The organism is Streptomyces ureilyticus (genome assembly GCF_011045025.1).
GTDB lineage: Bacteria > Actinomycetota > Actinomycetes > Streptomycetales > Streptomycetaceae > Streptomyces > Streptomyces ureilyticus.
This window is the reverse complement of the sequence record NZ_JAAKZX010000185.1, coordinates 1-18718: the sequence shown is the minus strand read 5'-3', so window position 1 is coordinate 18718 and position 18718 is coordinate 1. Positions and strand designations below refer to the sequence as shown.

The 18718-nt window shown below is 66.9% G+C and carries 14 protein-coding genes; 12 read left to right on the top strand and 2 right to left on the bottom strand.

Annotated features, from left to right (window positions below; translation table 11 throughout):
• The 6 genes from G6048_RS37330 to G6048_RS37305 all read left to right on the top strand — a co-directional run.
• On the top strand, positions 1-1055 hold a 1055-nt coding region (locus G6048_RS37330), incomplete at its 5' end, for a GNAT family N-acetyltransferase (RefSeq protein ID WP_165344034.1).
• 17 nt (positions 1056-1072) lie between these two features.
• Positions 1073-1729, top strand: a complete 657-nt coding sequence (locus tag G6048_RS37325) for a class I SAM-dependent methyltransferase (protein WP_165344033.1) — start codon at positions 1073-1075, stop codon at positions 1727-1729.
• Positions 1730-1796: 67 nt separating this feature from the next.
• The gene (locus tag G6048_RS37320) at positions 1797-2489 is read left to right on the top strand and encodes an aspartyl/asparaginyl beta-hydroxylase domain-containing protein (RefSeq protein ID WP_165344032.1); all 693 of its coding nucleotides are present in this window, start codon (positions 1797-1799) and stop codon (positions 2487-2489) included.
• On the top strand, positions 2489-3238 hold the full coding sequence (locus G6048_RS37315) for an SDR family oxidoreductase (protein WP_165344031.1): 750 nt from the start codon (positions 2489-2491) through the stop codon (positions 3236-3238). Before G6048_RS37320 ends, G6048_RS37315 begins: the two co-directional genes overlap by 1 nt.
• Positions 3239-3250: 12 nt before the next feature.
• Positions 3251-4489, top strand: coding sequence for a GNAT family N-acetyltransferase (locus G6048_RS51615; protein ID WP_165344030.1), 1239 nt, complete (start codon positions 3251-3253; stop codon positions 4487-4489).
• A gap of 55 nt (positions 4490-4544) precedes the next feature.
• Positions 4545-5792 carry an MFS transporter gene (locus tag G6048_RS37305; RefSeq protein WP_165344029.1) on the top strand — a complete coding sequence of 416 codons (1248 nt, stop codon included), beginning with the start codon at positions 4545-4547 and terminating at the stop codon, positions 5790-5792.
• Positions 5793-5808: 16 nt separating this feature from the next.
• Here the strand turns inward: G6048_RS37305 and G6048_RS37300 are convergent, their stop codons facing one another.
• Positions 5809-7311, bottom strand: coding sequence for a sodium:solute symporter family protein (locus G6048_RS37300; protein WP_165344028.1), 1503 nt, complete (start codon positions 7309-7311; stop codon positions 5809-5811).
• 171 nt (positions 7312-7482) lie between these two features.
• Here G6048_RS37300 and G6048_RS37295 point away from each other — a divergent pair, with 171 nt between their 5' ends.
• A complete protein-coding gene (locus G6048_RS37295) occupies positions 7483-7719 on the top strand; it encodes a DUF3311 domain-containing protein (RefSeq protein WP_328828111.1) in 237 nt (78 codons plus the stop codon).
• A gap of 54 nt (positions 7720-7773) precedes the next feature.
• Here G6048_RS37295 and G6048_RS50345 read toward each other — a convergent pair whose 3' ends face one another.
• On the bottom strand, positions 7774-9111 hold the full coding sequence (locus G6048_RS50345; protein WP_235990866.1) for a GNAT family N-acetyltransferase: 1338 nt from the start codon (positions 9109-9111) through the stop codon (positions 7774-7776).
• A 364-nt stretch (positions 9112-9475) separates the two neighbouring features.
• On the opposite strand from G6048_RS50345, the gene G6048_RS37280 reads away from it, so the two are divergent.
• From G6048_RS37280 to G6048_RS37260, 5 genes are all read left to right on the top strand, one after another.
• Positions 9476-10408, top strand: coding sequence for a fatty acid desaturase family protein (locus tag G6048_RS37280; RefSeq protein WP_165344027.1), 933 nt, complete (start codon positions 9476-9478; stop codon positions 10406-10408).
• Between the two features lie 159 nt (positions 10409-10567).
• Entirely contained in the window at positions 10568-12130 is a 1563-nt protein-coding gene (locus G6048_RS37275; protein ID WP_165344026.1) for a sodium:solute symporter family protein, read from the top strand.
• A gap of 29 nt (positions 12131-12159) precedes the next feature.
• Complete coding sequence (locus tag G6048_RS37270) at positions 12160-12735, top strand: SigE family RNA polymerase sigma factor (RefSeq protein ID WP_408056214.1); 576 nt, start codon at positions 12160-12162, stop codon at positions 12733-12735.
• A gap of 122 nt (positions 12736-12857) precedes the next feature.
• Positions 12858-13064: a hypothetical protein gene (locus tag G6048_RS37265; RefSeq protein WP_408056213.1), complete on the top strand. Its 207-nt coding sequence runs from the start codon at positions 12858-12860 to the stop codon at positions 13062-13064.
• A 196-nt stretch (positions 13065-13260) separates the two neighbouring features.
• Positions 13261-18718 (top strand): non-ribosomal peptide synthetase (locus G6048_RS37260; RefSeq protein ID WP_165344024.1); only part of this gene is annotated, 5458 nt, incomplete at its 3' end.

The following is an 18718-nucleotide window of genomic DNA, read 5'->3' as shown; positions in this document are numbered from 1 at the left end:
CCGCCACCCCGCCGACCGCCACCCCGCGGACCGCCGGCTCCGGCGCGCCGCGCACCACCGAGGCGACGCCACTGGTGACCGGGGGGACAGAAACGGCCGACGCACTGGCTTCGGGCTGGGACACCCTGGTGGCGAGGCTGGATGCCCCGGTCTTCCACACGCGGGCCTTCCTCAGCGCGTACGAGCACCATCCAGTGCAGCGGATCAGCGCACCCAGGTATCTGGAGGTCCGCAGAGGCGGCGAACTGGTCGCCGCGGCCCCCACCTACCTTCAGGGTGACCCTCTTGGCCTCCTCGGGCTCGCAGACGGCGAACAGGCCCTGCTCTCCCCGATGTGGCACTCCCCGGATTCCCGGCTGCTCACCGCAGACGAAGAGGCGCTCGGCGCACTGAGCGCCTCGTTCGGCGACCGCGCCGCCGAACTGAGCGCCCCCCTCTGGGGGTTCGTCAACCTGAGCGACGACAGCCCGCTGCTGCCGTCGCTGGCGCGACGGGGGTTTCAGCGCAAGGAACTGGTGCCCCGCTGGACACTGCACCGCTCCGACGCGCCGGACGGCGACACGTACCTGGCCGGCATGCGCAGATCGGTACGGCGCGACTATCAGCGGCAACTGCGAAGGTATGCAGAGCGCGCCCACACCCTTGTACACGGGGCCCGGTACCCCGGCCTGGTACCGCTGCTCGAACTCATCGCGGCCAGCGCGGCCAGGGCCGGCTCGCCCAAGTACTACGACCCACAGCGGCTGGCGGCGTTCCTGCGTGAACTCAACGGGCCGGTCCGGGTGGTGGAAGTGCGTGAGAACAACGGCGAACCCCTCGCGGTAGCCGTCTGCTTCCTGGAGTCCCGGCGTTTGCAGGCATGGGCCGGCGGCTATGTGAGAGGCCGCTCCGACCTCACCTTCAGCCCGTACTACGCCCTGTGGTGGGAGATCGTCCGGCTCATGTGGGCGACTCGCGCCGACTCGATCGAATGCGGACGGCTCAACGAGACCTTCAAGGAAAAGATGCTCCTCTCTCCGCAGAGGCTCGTGGCCATGATCGGCCCTTCGAAATGACCCCAGGAGGAAGACGCATGATGGCCCATGAATCCCTCATCAACAGTCAACTCAGCTATTACCGGGCCCGCGCGAAAGAGTACGACGCCACATTTGTGCCGTATATGGACCCGGCGTTGCCTCCCATGCTGACGCGCCTGCGGGCCGGCAACATCAAGGGAGACGTACTGGAGTTGGCGAGCGGTACCGGCTACTGGACCCGCCATCTCTCGGAAATCGCCGATCGGGTCACCGCCCTGGACGGCTCGCCGGAGATGATCGAGGAGGCGCGCAGGCACGGGCTTCCGAACGTCGAGTACATGCGGCAGGACCTCTTCGACTGGACCCCCGAACGTCGTTGGGATGCCGTTTTCTTCGCGCATTGGCTCGCCCACGTGCCCGACGACGCGTTCGACGCCTTCTGGACGGCGGTCGGCCGCGCCGTGCGACCGCAGGGTGTCGTGGAGTTCGTCGATGTGACGCACTACGAACGGCGCCTTGAACAGAAGGACGAGAGTGAGCCGGACGTCGCAGTCCGCCGGAGCCTTCAGGACGGGCGCAGCTTCCGGATCGTAAAGGTGTTCCGCAGTCCCGCGGAGTTGGCGCAGCGGTTGGCCGGTCTGGGCTGGGCGTGCCAGATCGACGAGGTGCATCCCGGCTTCCTGTACGCAACATGCCGTCCTGGTTCCGCGTGATGCCGGCGCCGCTCCATCAGCCGGCCCACGTGTCCGTGTTCGCAGTCAAGAGGAGTGACGACCAGTCGTGAAGGGTTCACTGAGCATCAATCAGCCGGGCGTACGCAAGGCGCTCAACCGGTATTTCCTGAAGAACAGCGGTGGCCGCAACCGGTTCAGGATCATGTCGCCCTACTCGCTGTTCCCCGAGTCGAGGAAGCTTGACCACCAGTTCGACCAGATCAAGTCCGAGGTCACCAAGCTCATCGAGTCGCGTGACGTCCGCAAGTACGGGGACATCGATCCCCTGCGGGCCGCGGAGGTGTCCACCGACTGGCGGCTCTACTACGCGTACATGCTGGGCGAGACCAATACGGACGCGTACCGGGACTGCCCCTTGTTCGTGGACTTCGCCGAGCGCACCCCGCGCGTCGTCAACGCGATCATCGCCATCCTCGAACCCGGGGTGACGCTCAAGGCGCACAAAGGCCCATACGCCGGAATCCTCCGGTACCACCTGCCGTTGACGGTCCCGGACAACAACCCGCCTCGCCTCCGTGTCGACCGGGAGATCCACACGTGGAAGGAGGGCGAGGGAATCCTCATCGACGACACGTTCGAGCACGAGGTCTACAACGAGAGCGACGGCCGCCGGATCATGCTGATCATCGACATCCGCCGGCCCATGGGCCTCCTCCCGGACGCGATGAACCGGCTCAGCCTGCGGGCCAAGCGCAAGTGGTCCGCGCAGTTCATCCAGGACTCGGGCGGCGACATCTGATGACAACGGGCGTAACCGTCGTCACAGGAGGCAGCCGGGGGATCGGCGCCGCCGTCGCACGCCGGCTCGGCGGCCTCGAGGGGCGCGTGTGCATCTCCTATCGCGAGGACGCGGAAGCCGCACGGTCGGTCGTCTCCGACGTGATCGCCGCCGGCGGCGAGGCAGTAGCCGTGCAGGCCGACATGAGCCGACCGGACGACATCGAGCGGCTGTTCACGACCGCCGACAAGGAACTGGGAACTCTGAGTGGCCTGGTCAACAATGTGGGCATCCTGGAACAGCAGTGTCGTGTCGACGAGTTGGACGCGGCCCGCCTCCGGCGGATCCTGGACACCAACGTCGTGGGGTACTTCATGTGCGCCCGGCAGGCGGTTCTACGGATGTCGACGATGCATGGGGGCGTCGGCGGGGCGATCGTCAATGTGTCGTCGGCCGCCTCCCGGCTCGGGGCACCCGGGGAGTACGTGGACTACGCGGCGTCCAAGGGGGCCGTGGACACGCTCACCACCGGACTCTCCCTGGAGGTCGCCAGCGAGGGCATCCGCGTGAACGCCGTCAGGCCGGGGTTCATCCGCACCCAGATCCACGCGAGCGGGGGGGATCCCGACCGGGTGGCGCGCGTTGAGCGGAATCTGCCTATGCGACGTGGCGGAGATCCGGATGAGGTCGCCGCGGCCGTCGTATGGCTACTGTCGGCCCAAGCCTCCTACGTGACAGGTTCGTTCATCGATCTCGCGGGCGGGAAGTAAGAGGTTCCAGCGGTGTCACACATCAGCGATCTGAACAGCGTGGACGACATCCCGGTCGGGGAGTGGGAGGAGCTGACCCACGAGTCGGACATCGACGCGAGCCGCGGCTTCCTCCAGTTCCGGGAGTTTCTGGAGCCGGGCGAGAGCGTACTGCTCACGTCCCGGTCGGCGGGTCGGCTGCAGGGCGCCCTGCGCGGCGTACTGGCCGTTCCGGAGTCCGGCCTGACCAGCGACCCGTGGAAGTTCGTCGGCTCCCAGGCCGTCCTGCGGCTGGATGACAGCGAGGAGGGCAAAGCCGCTCCCCTTCGGCGCGCCCAGCGAGCCCTGGCCTGCGAAGCGGCGGGAGCGAAAGAGGAGACGGACGGGGAGGCGCCGCTCTGGCAGGTGCTGAGCCGCGGCGTCGGCCCGTGCCTGGTCGTCAGGGAGTTCGACCGCAGTGAACTGCAGCTGCACCCCGAGGCCGACGCAGCCGAGGCCGAAAGCCTGGCGGCGCAGTTGGTCCGTGCGGCGCAGACATGGGTGGTGGAAAAGGGCGCGGGGGCGGTGGCGTTCCCCTTCGTCAGCCCTCGTGACGGCAGGCTGCGCGAGGTCCTCACTCAGGCCGGGTTCCGCGGTGGAGCGATGACGGGGGCGTCCTGGATGGACACCGGGAGATTCGGCAGTTACGAGGAGTTCCTGACCGCTCTCCCGAGCCGTCGCCGTCGGAGGTACCTCCTGGAGGAGAGACGGCTCCAGGAGGCGCCGGGCCTGGCCACGGGCGTGGCCGACCTGGCCCGGAACGCCGAGCGGGTCGCCGCCCTGGAAGCACAGACGCTGATCAAGCACGGCGGAAAGGCCGATGTGGAGGCGATACGCCGGGCACGTATCGAACTGGCGGGAAGACTGCCGGACGCGGTACGCGTGCCGACCGTCGAACAGGACGGCCGGATCCTCGCCTGCGCCCTGCACCTGCAAGGCCGGAAGAGCGTCGTCTTCATGTCCTACGGCTGCGACTACGGCGTCGAGGACCGCAGCGCCGCGTACCCGTGGGCGGCGTTCTACTACCCCATCAGGACGGCCATCACCAGTGGCGCGGCGACGGTTCGGCTCGGTCTGGAAGGGTTCGAGGCGAAGACCCGGCGTGGCGCTGTGACCGAGGCGCGCGAGCTGTGGGTCTGGATACCGGACGCGGTCAGGCTCGGGAGGCTCGGGGAATTGCTCGACTTGGTGGGGGACAGGAACACCGCGTATCTGAAGCGATTCGCGGGCTGAGGCCACTCGCCGACCAACTCGCCGACCACGACCGACAGGAAGCGGTACAGCAGTCATGACATCGCGAGGGACCACCGCCGAGACCGGCATGGAAACGGCCGGGAAGGAGAGCATGCCGCATCGGCTGCTGCTGCTGGCACTGGCTCTCGGCGCTTTCAGCATCGGCACTGACAGCCTGATCATCAGCGGTCTGCTCGGCGAGATCGCCGCCGACCTCGACGTGTCCGAGGCCACCGTGGGCCAGCTGATCAGCGTCTTCGCTCTCGTGTACGCCGCGGGGGCGCCCGTCCTGGCGACTGTCACCGCGGCACTGAACCGCAAACGGCTGCTGCAGGGCGCCCTGACGGTCTTCGTCCTCGCCAACCTGCTGGGAGCCGTCGCCCCGAACTACGCGGTGCTGATGGCTTCCCGGGTGCTGGCCGCTCTGGCAGCGGGACTCTATCTGCCGTGCGCCATCATGATCACGGTGAGCGTCGCCCCGCAGCAGTGGCGGGGCCGGGCGCTCGCCGTTGTGGTCGGCGGCATGTCCGCGGCGACCGCCCTGGGCATCCCCCTCGGCACCCTGGTCGGCGCCGTCGGCGGCTGGCGCTTGGCGCTGCTCCTGGTGGCGGCCCTCGCCGCAGCAGCCGTGGCCGTCCTGGCCGGCGTCCTCCCGTACGTACCTACGCAGGCAGCGGTCACCATCCGGCAGCGGATCACCGCAGCGACACACCCCATGGTCCTGATCGCACTTCTGACCAACGTCCTCGCCTGCGCCGGCGAGTTCGCCGTCGTCATCTACGTGGCTCCTCTCGCGATGCAGCTCACCGGAGTAGAGGCAGCCGGCGTCAGCGCCTTCCTGTTGGTGTCGGGCATGGCCGCAGTGGCCGGCAGCGCCCTCGGGGGGAGGGCTGCCGACAGATTCGGGGGCCGACGCGCCTACGGCGGAGCCGTCGTTCTCCTCTTCACCGGACTGTTGGCCATGGTGCTGCTTGCCGTGGCCGCCCCGAGAAACGCCCCGGGCACCACTTTCGCGTTCGCGCTGTGCCTGTGCGTCGTCAGTGTGGCGTCCTGGGCACTGCCTCCCGCACAGAACCACTTGATATCCGGCCTGGACATCCCCGAGCCGACCGTGGCTCTGTCCCTCAACGGCTCATCCTCCTATCTAGGCCTAGCACTCGGCGGAGCCCTGGGCGGACTCGCCCTGGAACACGGATCGATCACTACGCTCACCCTGACCGGAGCGGCAATCGAACTCCTGGCTCTCGTCACCGTGGTCCTGGCGGCGGCTCTCGCGAGACAGCGCCGGACTGCCGGCCGCTGACCTTTCTCCGACGGCGTCAGTCGCCTCGGGCGCCTGGCCCCTTCCCGATCAGGTTCAGTACGGCGGTACCGACGACGGCGACGGTGAGATTGAGCAGCATGGCGGCCAGGCCCGCGTAGAACGCCAGCGAACGGCCGGGTAGACCTAGCGGAACGAGGGGCGAGAAGCCCGTGTGTACGACCAGGACCGTCCCGAGCACCATCCCCACCGCCCAGCCCGTGATCAGCGCCCGGGGATGCAGACGTCGGGTGTAGAGACCGATGGCGACGGCCGGGAAGATCTGCAGGATCCAGACACCGCCGAGGAGCTGAAGGTTGATGGCGTCCTGGTCGCGCAACCCGAAGACGAAGGCGGTCGCACCGGCCTTCGCGGTGAGCGAGACTGTCTTGGCGATCCGTACCTGCCGTTTGGGGGTGGCGGTGGGGTCGAAGTACTCGACGTACACATTGCGAACGAAGGAGGTCGCAGCCGCGATCGACATGACGGCGGCCGGAACCAGCGCGCCGATCGTGAGCGCTCCCAGGATCACTCCGGCCAGTGCGCCCGGCATCAGCCGCACGATCAGCATCGGGACGGCGGTCTCCGCTCCGTTCGGAGGGGTGTGCACATCCGCCGCCAGGGCGGCGATGCCGAGCAGACCAAAGAGAGCGAGAACGGCTGTCCACAACGGCAGAGCGACAGTTGCCCGGCGCAGCGTCGACGGACCGGAGGCGGCAAAGGCGGCGGTGACCACGTGCGGATACATCAGCAGGGCGAGAGCCGAACCGGCGGCGAGTGTCGCGAATGCGGGCTGCTGATCGGCTGTGAGGAGCAGGGCTGTATTCCCGGTGGAGGTGGCGAGGCGGGTCGCCGCCGCGTCGAAGACAGTGCCGGTGCCACCCAGACGCGTCAGCACCAACCAGCAGATCGCCAGCGTCGAAGCGAAGATGACGACACACTTGAAGAGCGAGATGACCGTCGGGGCCCGCAACCCGTACCGATAGGTGGCAACGGCCAGTCCCGCGAAGATCACGACCATCGCGATGTCACTGACGATGCCTCGCGAGGGCATCCCAGCGGCGCTCAGCACGGCCCGGATTCCCAGGAGTTGCAGGGCGAGATACGGCATGGTTGCGAGGATGCCGGTCAGCGCGACCACCAACGCCAGTGGCGCCGACCGGTACTGGCCGCGTACGAAATCGGCCGCAGTGACATAGCCGTGCTTTTGCGCCATCGTCCACATCCGGGGCAGCAGGATGAAGGCCAACGGGCACACAATCACGGTGTAGGGGAGGGCGAAGAAGGCCGGCGCGCCGTTGCCGTACACCAGACCCGGAACCGCAGTGAACGTGTACGCGGTGAAGATGGTGCCGCCCAATAGCAGCCACGTCCAGAAAGTACCGAGCACGCGGTCGGAGAGCGCCCAGCGGTCGAGCGAGGGAAGGTAGTCGTTGGGATGCAGACGGCGGGCCGTGACGGTGAGAAGCGAGGCGCTGCCGATGACGACGATGAAAGTCGCGGCCATCGGAACATCGGTCATGGGCACTGCCTCTGGGGTCGTGAGCGTTGTGCTGGGAAGCTGCTGCGGTCAGGAGCGGACTTTCGGATGAATCTCACCGAACAAACTGCGGGAATCTGAAAGAAAACCGGCCATACAACTGGCGGATAATATCAACTCGCGCGCACGGGCGACAGGATTGAGGAGGATTTAGTGCCACAGGCGGAAGACATAAACCCCAGGAAGGGGCGGTGGCGTCGGTTCGCCGCCGCTGCATGCCTGATCGCTCCGGTCGTCGCGCTGCTCTCGGTCCCGTTGTACGCCCGTGACCGGCCGAGGCTGGCCGGGGTGCCGTTCTTCTACTGGTATCAACTCGCCTGGGTTCCCGGCTGCGTCATCGCGATGCTCATCGCACACCTCCTCACCCGGCGACGGGCCCAGGACTCATAGCTCCTTTCCATGACTCGGCCGCCGGCGCGCGCCGTGGGTGAGTGCGCAGAAGGCTCAACGCAGGACGGAGGAACCCGGTCCCACGGGAGCCGACCCTCGTACGATCACGTCGTCCGGCCGACCGAGCTCCAGGCACATCTTGACGTCATCGAACCGCTCGTTGGCGACAGCGACCCCACTGGGAAGCCGCCCCCACTCACGGAAGCCGAGCTGCTCGTACAGGGCGATGGCCCCGTGGTTGTTCCCGCGGACGCCGAGCGTCAGCAGCTCCAGTCCGGCGCGTCGTGCGTCCTTGACGAGCGCGGTGACAAGGAGGCGCCCGATCCCCAGTCCGCGTGCCTCCGGGTGGCTCATGAGCTGGGGGATCTCTGCGCTGTGCCGATAGCTGGCCGCGGAGGTGTGTCGCTGCCAGAGCCCGCATCCCACGATGTCATCGCCCCGTACCGCCACGGCGAGCGCTGCGTCGGACGACCGTACGTCGGCGAGCATTTCCTCCAGCCACGCGTCCGTCTCCTCCCGGCCGGGAACCATGTGATAGCCGAGAGCTCCGCCCTGTTCCGTGACAGCGGCGATGACCGCGTGCACCCCTGCCAGCAGGGTGGGGTTCGCCTCGGTCGGCCAGACGAGGTCGATGTCTCCCGAGCCGACGTTCCCGGCGCCGACGGTGGAATTCCTTTTCCACGCGGGGGAGTTGGTGGATATGGCCTCTGCCAGGGCGGAGGCGAACCGGGCCGGGTCGTCCTCCAGCAGCTCGACCCCGGTGCCTGGCACCTCGATGACCGGGACGCCGGCCGCCCGGACCTCGTCCTCGTGCGCACGCGGTCGGCTGTGGGCGCCCCGAACCAGGGCTTTGGGCTGCGGCAGCTTGAGAAACAGCTCCGTCAGGCCGGAGTCGCTCCCCTTCATCCAGCCGACCGCGCTGCGATGCAAGGCGGTGGGGTTCGCGGTCCGGATCCGGGCCGCGTGCTCGGGCACCGATCCTGCCAGCACGCTCCGGAACCCACGGCTCACGAACTCGGCCTCGGAGTAGGAGGCGACAGCGGCCCCCCGCAGCCCGCCACCACAGAGAGCGGCCCCGGTGACGACGACACGGGAGAACAGTTCGGGACGCCGGGCGGCCAGAACAACACAGACAGCACCGCCCATCGCGTCACCGATGAGAACGCAGTCCCGGGCCCGCACATGGTCGAGGAGTGCAGCGACTGTCTCGGCGTGGGCCTCCAGCGTGTAGGTGAAGTCGCCGGGGGCGTCACTGAATCCGTGACCGAACAGGTCGGGGATGAGACTTCGCTTTCCAGCGAGCCCCGGCTGTGACGCGATGCCGGGAAAGTCCGCGGAACCGGCACGCCCAAGGTCATGAAGAAAGACGTGCGGGGGCCCGTCGCCAGACATGTCAATCCAACGTAGGTGACCGGAGGCTTCACTGACATATATCGACTGCACAAGTGCTCCTCGTGGGCGGCAACGCCTTCGCTCGGCTGAACCTCGCCGGCGCATTGGCCAGTACGGTATCGCGAAGCGGCCGTCACCTCGGGGTGGGGGAAAGGCCGGGCCGACCGCCGACCACACACACCGGGCAAGGACCGAACGAGGATGCGGCAAGGCCGGGCTGAGGACCTCTCTCCCCAGAATGTCCTGGTCGCGACCATGTTGGATCAGCTCGGCATCCTCAATTTCCTCCGTTTCGCGACGTCCACGGCTAACAGATCTGCCGCACTTGTTCGTGCGTATTCCGAGCCTGAAAACGAGGAGCACGATGTCCGCACCGGCCGCAGAAAGGCAGCCCCAACTCCTTTTCAAGAAGGCCCGGGTGACCCGGCACGACGAGCGCGTCTTCGTGACCAAACTGCTCGTCGCTCTCGTAATGGTGGCGACCGGCTGCTTCCTCGCGCTACGGCCACAGTGGCCTTTGGTGATCGCCGGAGTGTTCCTACTCGGCGCCGCGTACACCCACATGGTGGAACTCCAGCACCAGTGCCTGCACCATTCGTCGTTCCGCAATTCGAAACTGCACCGGGCCGTCGGCGTTCCACTTGGCCTTCCCCTGCTGGTGATCTACAGCCACTACCGGGTACAGCACTTGCAGCACCACAGATACCTGGGCACGCCGCAGGATTCCGAATTTTTCGGCTTCGATGCACGGCACCCCCTCACCTGGCGCATGCTGATTGAGGGGACTTTCGATTACGTGCGCCTGGCCAAAACCCTCAAGGATATCGCACGCAGCTGCACGGGACGCTGGACGTACGACCTCGGCCAGATATCCGAACGGCGTAGACGTGAAGTCATGACCGAATACCGGATCCTCGGCGCCCTGCTGCTGGCCATTGTGCCCCTGACCGCCTCGGGCATGGGGGACTTCATACTCCGCCTCTGGCTCCTTCCATTGCTTTTTGCCGTACCGATGCACTTTCTGCTGGAACTCCCCGAGCACATCCTGTGCGACTCCGAAACCACGGATGTTCTGCGGAACACGCGCTCCATACGCGGCAGTTGGCTGAGCACCTGGTTCACCAACGGGAACAACCTGCATGTCGAGCACCACGCCGCCATGGTCGTACCGATCAACCGTCTGCTCGAAAGGCACGACGAAGTGCGGCAGCACGGTGCGCATGTCGAACGCTCCTATGTCGACTTCTACCGGCTCGTCCTCCGGGAGGCCCGGAAGAACTCCGCACGGACCCGATGACGTGCCGACCTGGCAGGCCTATACCGCGCCGAGCCGTCTGCACCACCGGTCAGGGCGCCAGCTTTTGGCCGGTTTCCGTGGCTCTCGCTGTCCTCCCATTGGCACGGTCGCGCAACTCATGAGAAGAAGTTGCGCATGTCTAACGGGGGACGGTGACTGATGCCTGAAGAAGCCATGCTCGCGGGCCTGGTCTCCGTCATCGGCGGGGCGTCGGTCCTGACCGTTCTCGCGCGCAGGTTCCGCCGAACCGACGACCTGCCCTCGCTCGAGAACTGGGCCCTGGTCGACCGGCAACTGAAGACGGTATGGACCTGGCTCCTGCTGGGCGGCACGATCTACACCGCGTACACTTTCGCCGCCGTGCCCGGCCTGGTCTACAGCGACGGCGCCTCAGGCTTCTTTGCCCTGCCCTACACAGTGATCGTCTGTCCGCTCGCCTTCTTCCTCCTGCCCCGGCTCTGGGCGGTCGCACGACAACACGGTTACGTGACCGTGGCCGACTTCGTCCACGGCCGCTACGGGTCACCGCCGCTGGCCCTGGCAGTCGCCCTCACCGGGATCCTGGCCACCATGCCGTATCTCGCGCTGCAACTGCTCGGCGTGCGCGCCGTGCTGGCCGTCGGGGGTTTGTATCCGCGAGGAGCGACCAGTGACCTGATCATGTTCGGACTGTTCGCCGTGCTGACTGTGGCGACCTACCGCCATGGCCTTCGTACGCCGACGGCCCTCTCGGCTCTCAAAGGGATCGCGATCTTCTGCTCCGCCGTCGCGGTGACGGCGCTCGTCCTCGTCCGGCTGGACGGACCGGGGAACATGCTCCAGCGGGCCGCGCACCGACTCGCCGCTCGCGGGGCCTCCGACGCCTCACTCACCCTGGCGCCGGATCAGCAGAGCGCCTTCCTCACGCTCGCTCTCGGCTCTGCCCTGGCGCTGCTGATGTACCCGCACGTGCTCACCGCGGCCTTCGCCGCCTCGGGCACGGAGACCCTACGGAGGGCCAGCGTCGCCCTGCCGGCCTGGACAGGCGTGCTCGGCCTGTTCGGAATGCTCGGTGTCGGGGCGCTCGCCGTGGGAATCCGCCCGCCACCCGGGCGCGCCGAGGCCGCCGTTCCGCTGCTCGTCGAGCACCTCATGTCCCCGTTGCTGGCCGGACTCGTTTTCGGAGTCATGACGGTGGGCGCGCTGGTCCCCGCCGCGGTGATGTCGATCGCGGCGGCATCCCTGTTCGTGCGGAACGTCTACGTCGCATACTTCCACCCCACCGCCACACCCAAGCGCCAGGTGCGAGTGGCTCGTTGGCTGTCACTGACCGCACAACTCGGCGCGGTCGCCTTCGTCTACGGCGCCCGCGACCAGGCCGCCATCAATCTTCAACTCCTCGGCGGTGTCTGGATCCTGCAGACCTTCCCCACCGTGACCGTCGGGCTGTTCACACGGTGGCTCCACCAACGAGCCCTGCTCGTCGGGTGGGCAACCGGCATGGTGACCGGCACCGGCTTGGTCGTTACCCAGGGATTCTCTTCCGTGGTCCCTTTCGACCTGGGCGGCCACGACGTGGAGATCTACACCGGTCTCGCGGGTGTCCTGCTCAACGTCCTGGTTGCCGTGGTCCTCACTCCGACGTTCGACCGTATCGGCGTACCCCGCGGTGCGGACGCCACCGCTCTTCCGTCGCGTCTGAATCTCAGGCGCAGTCCAGAGAAGGGAACGAGCAGTTTATGAAACGGGCTCGCCAGAACGTGCATCCCCCGTTGTCACCGACCGTCACGGACGTCGAGCTCACGAAGAACAGTGGTACGCAGGACGGCGACGGACCGCCCCTGGTGGACCCGGACGAGCTGGAACGCGAAGCCGCGCTGTCCCAGTTGTTCGATCGTCAATACACCTCGATGCTTCGGCTGGCCACGCTCCTCGGCGCCGACGACCCCGAGAACATCGTGGCCGAGGCCTACTACCAGGTTTATCGAAAATGGCGCAAACTGCGCGACACGGGTGCCTCTGAGTCCTATCTGCGCTCCGTCGTCTGCAATCTGACGCGGATGCGCATACGCCATCTGCAGGTCGTGCGGAAGCATGTGGAGGCACCGCCGGTCGACGCGGTGGCGTCCGCGGAGAGCTCGGCCCTTCTCCATGAGGACCAGCGTGCGCTCATCTCCGCGCTGAACCGGCTTCCGCGCCGGCAGAGGGAGGCCCTGGTCCTGCGTCATTGGCTGGGGCTGAAAGAACAGGAAATCGCGCAAGCGATGGGCATATCGTGCGGCTCGGTCAAAACGCACACTGCACGTGGTGTCGCCGCACTGACTCAGGCGATGGAGGCCCGACGGTGAGTAATTCCGCTATGCCGACACCTCCGCCGGGCACCGAACAACAGCTTCGCGAGGCTTTCGAGGCATTGGCGGAAGGGGTACAGCCCGCACCTGGCGCGTACCGTGCCGCACGCGGAGACTGGGTGCGCAGGGAACGACGGCGTCGGCACATCCTCGCCGCCCTTGTGACTGTGTTGTTCACCCTGGCCATTCTGATCGGTCTCTGGGTGCTGAACCAGGTTCCCGCCAAGCCCGGCGTGATCTTCGACGACACAGTGTCCACCCGGCAGGACACCTCTAGGGACAGGGTGCTGCCCTCCGAACCGGGCCCGGCGGGACAGCGCAGGTAACCCGCAGCCGCGCTTGGGTCATGGAAGAGGACGGCGTGAGGCCGAATCGAGGAGCGCGCGTCCTAGCCTGACCTCGTTTCTGTGGCGAGGTCGCACTTTCAGTCACGTCTGTAGCGCGGTGCTGCGTCTCTGCCGCTGCTGAGCAACATTTTTTTGAACCGGTCAAGCACGTTGCAAGAGGGAGTGGGGATAGGTCATGCAGGAAACCAGGAAAATCCTTCAGCCTGCATTGCCAGCTCAGTTCGGCGTAGGAGTTGCGCGACGGCGCGAGCCGAATAGCGTGCAGTACAACTGCGCCATCTCCTTCTCGGGTGCGGGCCATCTGGACCGCGACCTTTTGGAGCGGGCGATTCGCTCGGCGACCCAGCATGACGAAGCGCTACGGCCCTGCCTCCACGTCATGGATCTGACCAGTGTGTCTGACGCGGAAGACGTGGCTCAGGCATGGGTGGACGGTGACCTGGCCCAGGTCGGTGACCTCATGTCCGGCGAGGCTCTGTTGAGCCACGCGCTGTTCCTGCTGCCGGACCAGCAGTTCACCTTCTACGTCCGCTTTCATCGCGCCCTGCTCGACGAGCACCATGCCATGGTGTATTGCGAGCGCATCGCCGACGCGTATTCGGCATTGAGCCGGGGAGACCTGCCAGGGGATGTTGAAGAAGGCGAAGGAATTGAAGGAACTGACGGGGCAGAGTGGTTCGACAGGACTGAGGAATCCCTCAGTCCTGCGCGGCTGAAGCGCGACCAGGCGTACTGGTCGCAAGCCTTCACGGAACTTCCCGCGCCCGTAAATCTCGGGCAAGGCCCGAGCGTTTCGGCAGAACCCGTCCAGAGTATTTCGACAACACTGCCGCTCGACCTGGTGGCGAAGGTCCGTAGAGCGGCCGAGAGGCTGGGCCGGCCGTGGCCCGTACTCGGAATAGCGGCTGCCGCCGTCTACGCGCACCGGATGACGGCGATCGACGATGCGATCACGGGAGTCAACGACGTGATCGTGGACGTCCCCGTACCCGCTCGTCCGACTGGCTCCGCGCGGGTCACCATGGCGAAGTCGGCACACGTGCCGTTGCACGTCGCCGTGACGGATTCGATGAGCTTTTCCGAACTTGTGGATCAGGTGTCCCGCAAAATCGGCATGCTCGTCGAATTCCTCGACACGCGACTTTCGTTCGCTGAGTGCCGGACCGTCACTCAGGCACTCGCTTCCGCATCCGTACGCGATTTGTCCCTGCATCTCCATGGAGGAGCCGACGGATCCGCATCGGCGATCGGATTGAAGATCGAAGCGAATTCGAGGATTTACTCGGCCGAGGAAATGACACTCCATGCGCAGCGGTTCCTGGCCTGCGCCAGTGAGCTGGTCGACCGGCCTGGCACTCCCCTGGAGGGACGCGATCTGCTTGCGCCGGTGGAGCGGGAGCGGTTGCTGGGCGAGTTCAATGACACGGCTCGTGGGGTGCCGGTTGGTACGGCGTCGGAGTTGTTCGAGGCTCAGGTGGCGCGGACGCCGGATGCGGTGGCGGTCATCTGTGGTGATGCCCGTGTGAGTTATGGCGAGTTGAATGCGCGGGCGAATCGGCTGGCGCGGGTGTTGGTGAAGCGGGGTGTGGGTCCGGAGCGTCTGGTGGGTCTGGCGCTGCCGCGCTCGGCGGACATGGTGGTGGCGGTGCTGGCGGTGCTGAAGGCGGGTGGTGCCTTCCTGCCGATCGACACTGACTATCCGGGGGAGCGGATTGCGTTCATGCTGCGGGACGCGGAGCCGGTGTGTGTGCTGACGACGGGTGGGGTGGCGTCGGGGCTGCCGGTGTGGGACGCCGGGCGTGTGCTGTGTGTGGATGATGACGAGGTGGCCGCGGAGACGACGGCCATGGAGGTTGAGGATCTGGCTGCGGGAGAGCGGCTGGGGTCGTTGAGGGCGGAGAGTGCGGCGTATGTGATTTATACGTCGGGGTCGACGGGTCGGCCGAAGGGTGTGAGTGTCACGCACACCGGGCTGGTGAGTCTGGTTGTGCTGGAGGCTGACCGGTTCGGTGTGGGTGTGGGCAGTCGGGTGCTGCAGTTTGCGTCGCCGAGTTTTGATGCGGCGGTGTGCGAGCTGATGGTGGCGTTGGTGTCGGGTGCGGGGCTGGTGGTGCCGGATGCCGGTTCGCGTGTGGATGTGGCGGGCCGTCTGGCGAGCCTCGTGCAGGAGCATTCCGTCACTCATGCCTGGCTTGTGCCGAGTGTGTTGGCTGGTGTGGACCCCTCTGACGTGCCGAGTCTGCGTGTTCTGGTGTTGGGTGGTGAGCCGTGTGCGCCGGATGTGGTGGCGCGGTGGTCGGTGGGACGGCGGTTGTTCAACGCGTATGGGCCGACCGAGACGACGGTGTATGTGACGTTGAGTGATGTGTTGGTGGGTGGGGTGGTTCCGCCGATTGGCCGGCCGGTGTGGAACACGCGGGTGTATGTGCTGGATGGGGGGCTGCGGTTGGTGGCTCCGGGTGTGGTGGGAGAGCTGTATGTGGGTGGTGCGGGTCTGGCGCGGGGGTATCTGAAGCGTGCGGGTCTGACGGCGGGCCGGTTCGTGGCGGACCCGTTCGGGCCGGCGGGTGGGCGGCTGTATCGCACGGGTGACCTGGTGCGGTGGGGTACGGACGGGCAGTTGGAGTTCGTCGGGCGCGCGGATGACCAGGTCAAGGTCCGTGGTTTCCGGATCGAGACCGGGGAGGTCGAAACCGTCCTGGCCGAACACCCCGGTGTGGGCCAGGCGGTGGTGACGGTCCGGGAGGACCGCCCCGGCGACAAGCGCCTCGTCGGCTACGTCGTACCCGTCGGCATCGCTGCCGATCCCGACACCGTCGCGGGCGCCGCAGCCGAGCAGGTGGATGAATGGCGCAAGATGTGCGATTCCGTCTACTCCGGAGAAGAAGCAGGGAAAGCCGGACTCGGCGAGGACTTCGTCAGCTGGAACAATTCCTACGACGGTGCACCGATCCCCCTGCGCGAGATGCGTGCCTGGCGGGACGCCGCCGTCGCCAGGATCACCGAGGCCGCGCCACGCCGGGTGCTGGAGATCGGCGTCGGTTCCGGCCTCCTGCTCGGACCGCTGGTGCCGCACGTGGAGGAATACTGGGCCACGGACTTCTCCGCGTCGGCGATCCACCGACTCACCGACCAGGTCAACGCGGCCGGCTACGGCGACAGGGTCACGTTGCGCTGTCAGCCCGCTGTCGACTTCGAGGGGCTGCCCACCGGCCGGTTCGACACCGTGGTGCTGAACTCCATCGTGCAGTACTTCCCTGATGCCGACTACCTCGCCGAGGTCCTCGACGGCGCGCTCAACGTGTTGGCCCCCGGTGGCCGGATCTTCATCGGCGACGTCCGCAATCGGGCATCCTTGCGGGCCTTCCACACCGCTATCCGAACCGGTTCCGCCGCGGCTGCCGCGGACAACGCTCAGCTCCGTGCGGCCGTTGAACAGTCCATGGCGATGGAGAAGGAACTGGTCATAGAACCGGACTTCTTCGCCGTGTGGGCCGAGGGCCGCTCCGACGTCGTAGCGGTCGATATCCGCCTGAAGCGGGGAGCTGATCACAACGAGCTGACCAGGCACCGCTACGAAGTGGCACTGCACAAGAGGCGGACGACCGGGGATGCCGTGTCGGCTTGCGAGGACGTGGTATCCCTCGAGGACATCCCCGAACTGGTCTGGGGCGAGGGCGAACTGGACACCCCGGAGGCTTTGTTCCGTACGCTGGCCGGGCTGTTGGAGCAAGCTGATCCGTCCGGACAGTCCCCGGGGACCGGGCCGATAAGGCTGACCGGTATCACGAACCGCCGCCTGGCAGCCGAGGCCACCGCCGAGCGCGCGCTGGCCGAGGGGGCGTCACCGCAGCGGACTCAATTGCTCCTGGACGGTGCGGAGCGCAGGGCTGGGTACGAAGGCGCGCCCCAGACAGGCGAGATCGACGAGTTCGGCCAGGCCGAAGAGCCGGCACGAGTGGATCCCGAAGCGTTGCACGACTGGTGCGCGCGACACGGTTGCCGCGTTCTGACGACGTGGTCCCGGCACGGCGCGGACGCTTTCGACGCGGTGATCCTTCCCCAGGCCGGGCCGGAGGACGTCACGCGCGAGTCGAAGGTATCGGGCGCCGCGACGCACGGGGGTACCACCGTGTACACGGACGTATATCGTCCGCACGGCGTCGGCGGACGGCTGCAGGACCTGGTGAACGACCCGCTGGGATTCCGTACGACCGGACAGCTGCTGGCTGACCTGCGTGAGCACTTGCGCGGACGGTTGCCGGAGTACCTGGTGCCGTCGGTACTGGTGACCGTGGACAGCTTGCCGCTGACAGCGAACGGCAAGCTCGACCGTGCGGCGCTCCCGGCACCTGATCTCGCGGGCCTTGTGTCGGAGCGGGGACCACGCAACAGCCGGGAGGAACTGCTGTGTGGACTGTTCGCACAGGTCCTCGGCCTGCCGCGAGTGGGAATCGATGACAGCTTTTTCGCCCTGGGCGGGGACAGTATCTCCTCCATCCAGTTGGTGTCGCGCGCCCGCGAGGCGGGGCTGGAACTGAGCTCGCGGCTGGTCTTCGAGCACCAGACCGTCATGGCGCTGGCGGCCCTCGCCGATGACTTGACCGCGGCGGACGGGGCGGTGAACGAACCCTTCCTGGTGGGCACCGACCAGGTGCACCTCGATGAGTGGGCGGCCGAGAACGTGGTGGTCGAGGATGTGCTGCCGCTGTCGCCGTTGCAGGAAGGGCTGTTGTTCCACACGCTGTTCGACGAGGACGCCGCTGACGTCTACAACACCCAGCAGGTCGTGGATCTGGCCGGTGCGCTGGATGTGGAGGTACTGCGGCGGTCAGTCGAGACACTGATCGACCGGCACGCCAGCCTGAGGGCGTCCTTCCGCCAGGGGAGCGGCGGTGAGTTGGTGCAGGTGATCGCAGGCTCGGTGACCGTGCCGTGGCGTGAGCTCGATCTGATCGACCACACCGAGGTCGATCAGATCGAGCGGGTGGCGCAGCTGCTGGAAGAGGAGCAGTTTGTCCAATTCGACATAGCGGGCGCGCCGCTCATGCGTTTCGTGGTCGTGCGGCTTGCCGCTGACCGGCACAAGCTCGTGATCACGACTCATCACATTCTGCTGGACGGCTGGTCGCTGCCCTTGGTGCTGCGGGAGCTGTTCGACCTCTACGCGCGGGGTGGGAACGGTGGCGGGCTGCCCCTGCCGGTGCCCTATCGCAGGCACCTGGCCTGGCTCGCGAAACAGGACAATACGGTTACTGAAGCGGTGTGGCGCGAGACGCTGGCCGGGGTGGAGCCGACCCGGATCGCTCCTGCCGGGCACCGGCCACAAGCGCGCGCTCACCAGTTGACCACGGTCGAGTTGAGTGCCGGACTCAGCGCTGGTGTTGCGGAGTTGGCTCGTCGGCATGGGCTGACGGTGAACACGGTGCTGCAGAGCGCGTGGGCGTTGTTGCTGGCCCGGCTGACGGGCAAGGACGATGTCGTCTTCGGTATGACGGTGTCGGGACGGCCTGCGGAGATTCCCGGTATCGAGCAGATGGTCGGTCTGCTGATCAACACGGTTCCGGTCAGGGTCCGGCTCGATCCGTCGCAGTCGCTGACCGAGTTGATGGCCCGGGTGCAGGAGGAGCAGT

What these genes read in the sequence shown, in the direction of transcription:
- G6048_RS37325 (WP_165344033.1), top strand. Translation starts at nt 1,073, where the DNA reads ATGATGGCCCATGAATCCCTCATCAACAGTCAACTCAGCTATTACCGG.
- G6048_RS37315 (WP_165344031.1), top strand. Translation starts at nt 2,489, where the DNA reads ATGACAACGGGCGTAACCGTCGTCACAGGAGGCAGCCGGGGGATCGGC.
- G6048_RS37305 (WP_165344029.1), top strand. Translation starts at nt 4,545, where the DNA reads ATGACATCGCGAGGGACCACCGCCGAGACCGGCATGGAAACGGCCGGG.
- G6048_RS37300 (WP_165344028.1), bottom strand. Translation starts at nt 7,311, where the DNA reads ATGACCGATGTTCCGATGGCCGCGACTTTCATCGTCGTCATCGGCAGC.
- G6048_RS50345 (WP_235990866.1), bottom strand. Translation starts at nt 9,111, where the DNA reads ATGTCTGGCGACGGGCCCCCGCACGTCTTTCTTCATGACCTTGGGCGT.
- G6048_RS37280 (WP_165344027.1), top strand. Translation starts at nt 9,476, where the DNA reads ATGTCCGCACCGGCCGCAGAAAGGCAGCCCCAACTCCTTTTCAAGAAG.
- G6048_RS37275 (WP_165344026.1), top strand. Translation starts at nt 10,568, where the DNA reads ATGCCTGAAGAAGCCATGCTCGCGGGCCTGGTCTCCGTCATCGGCGGG.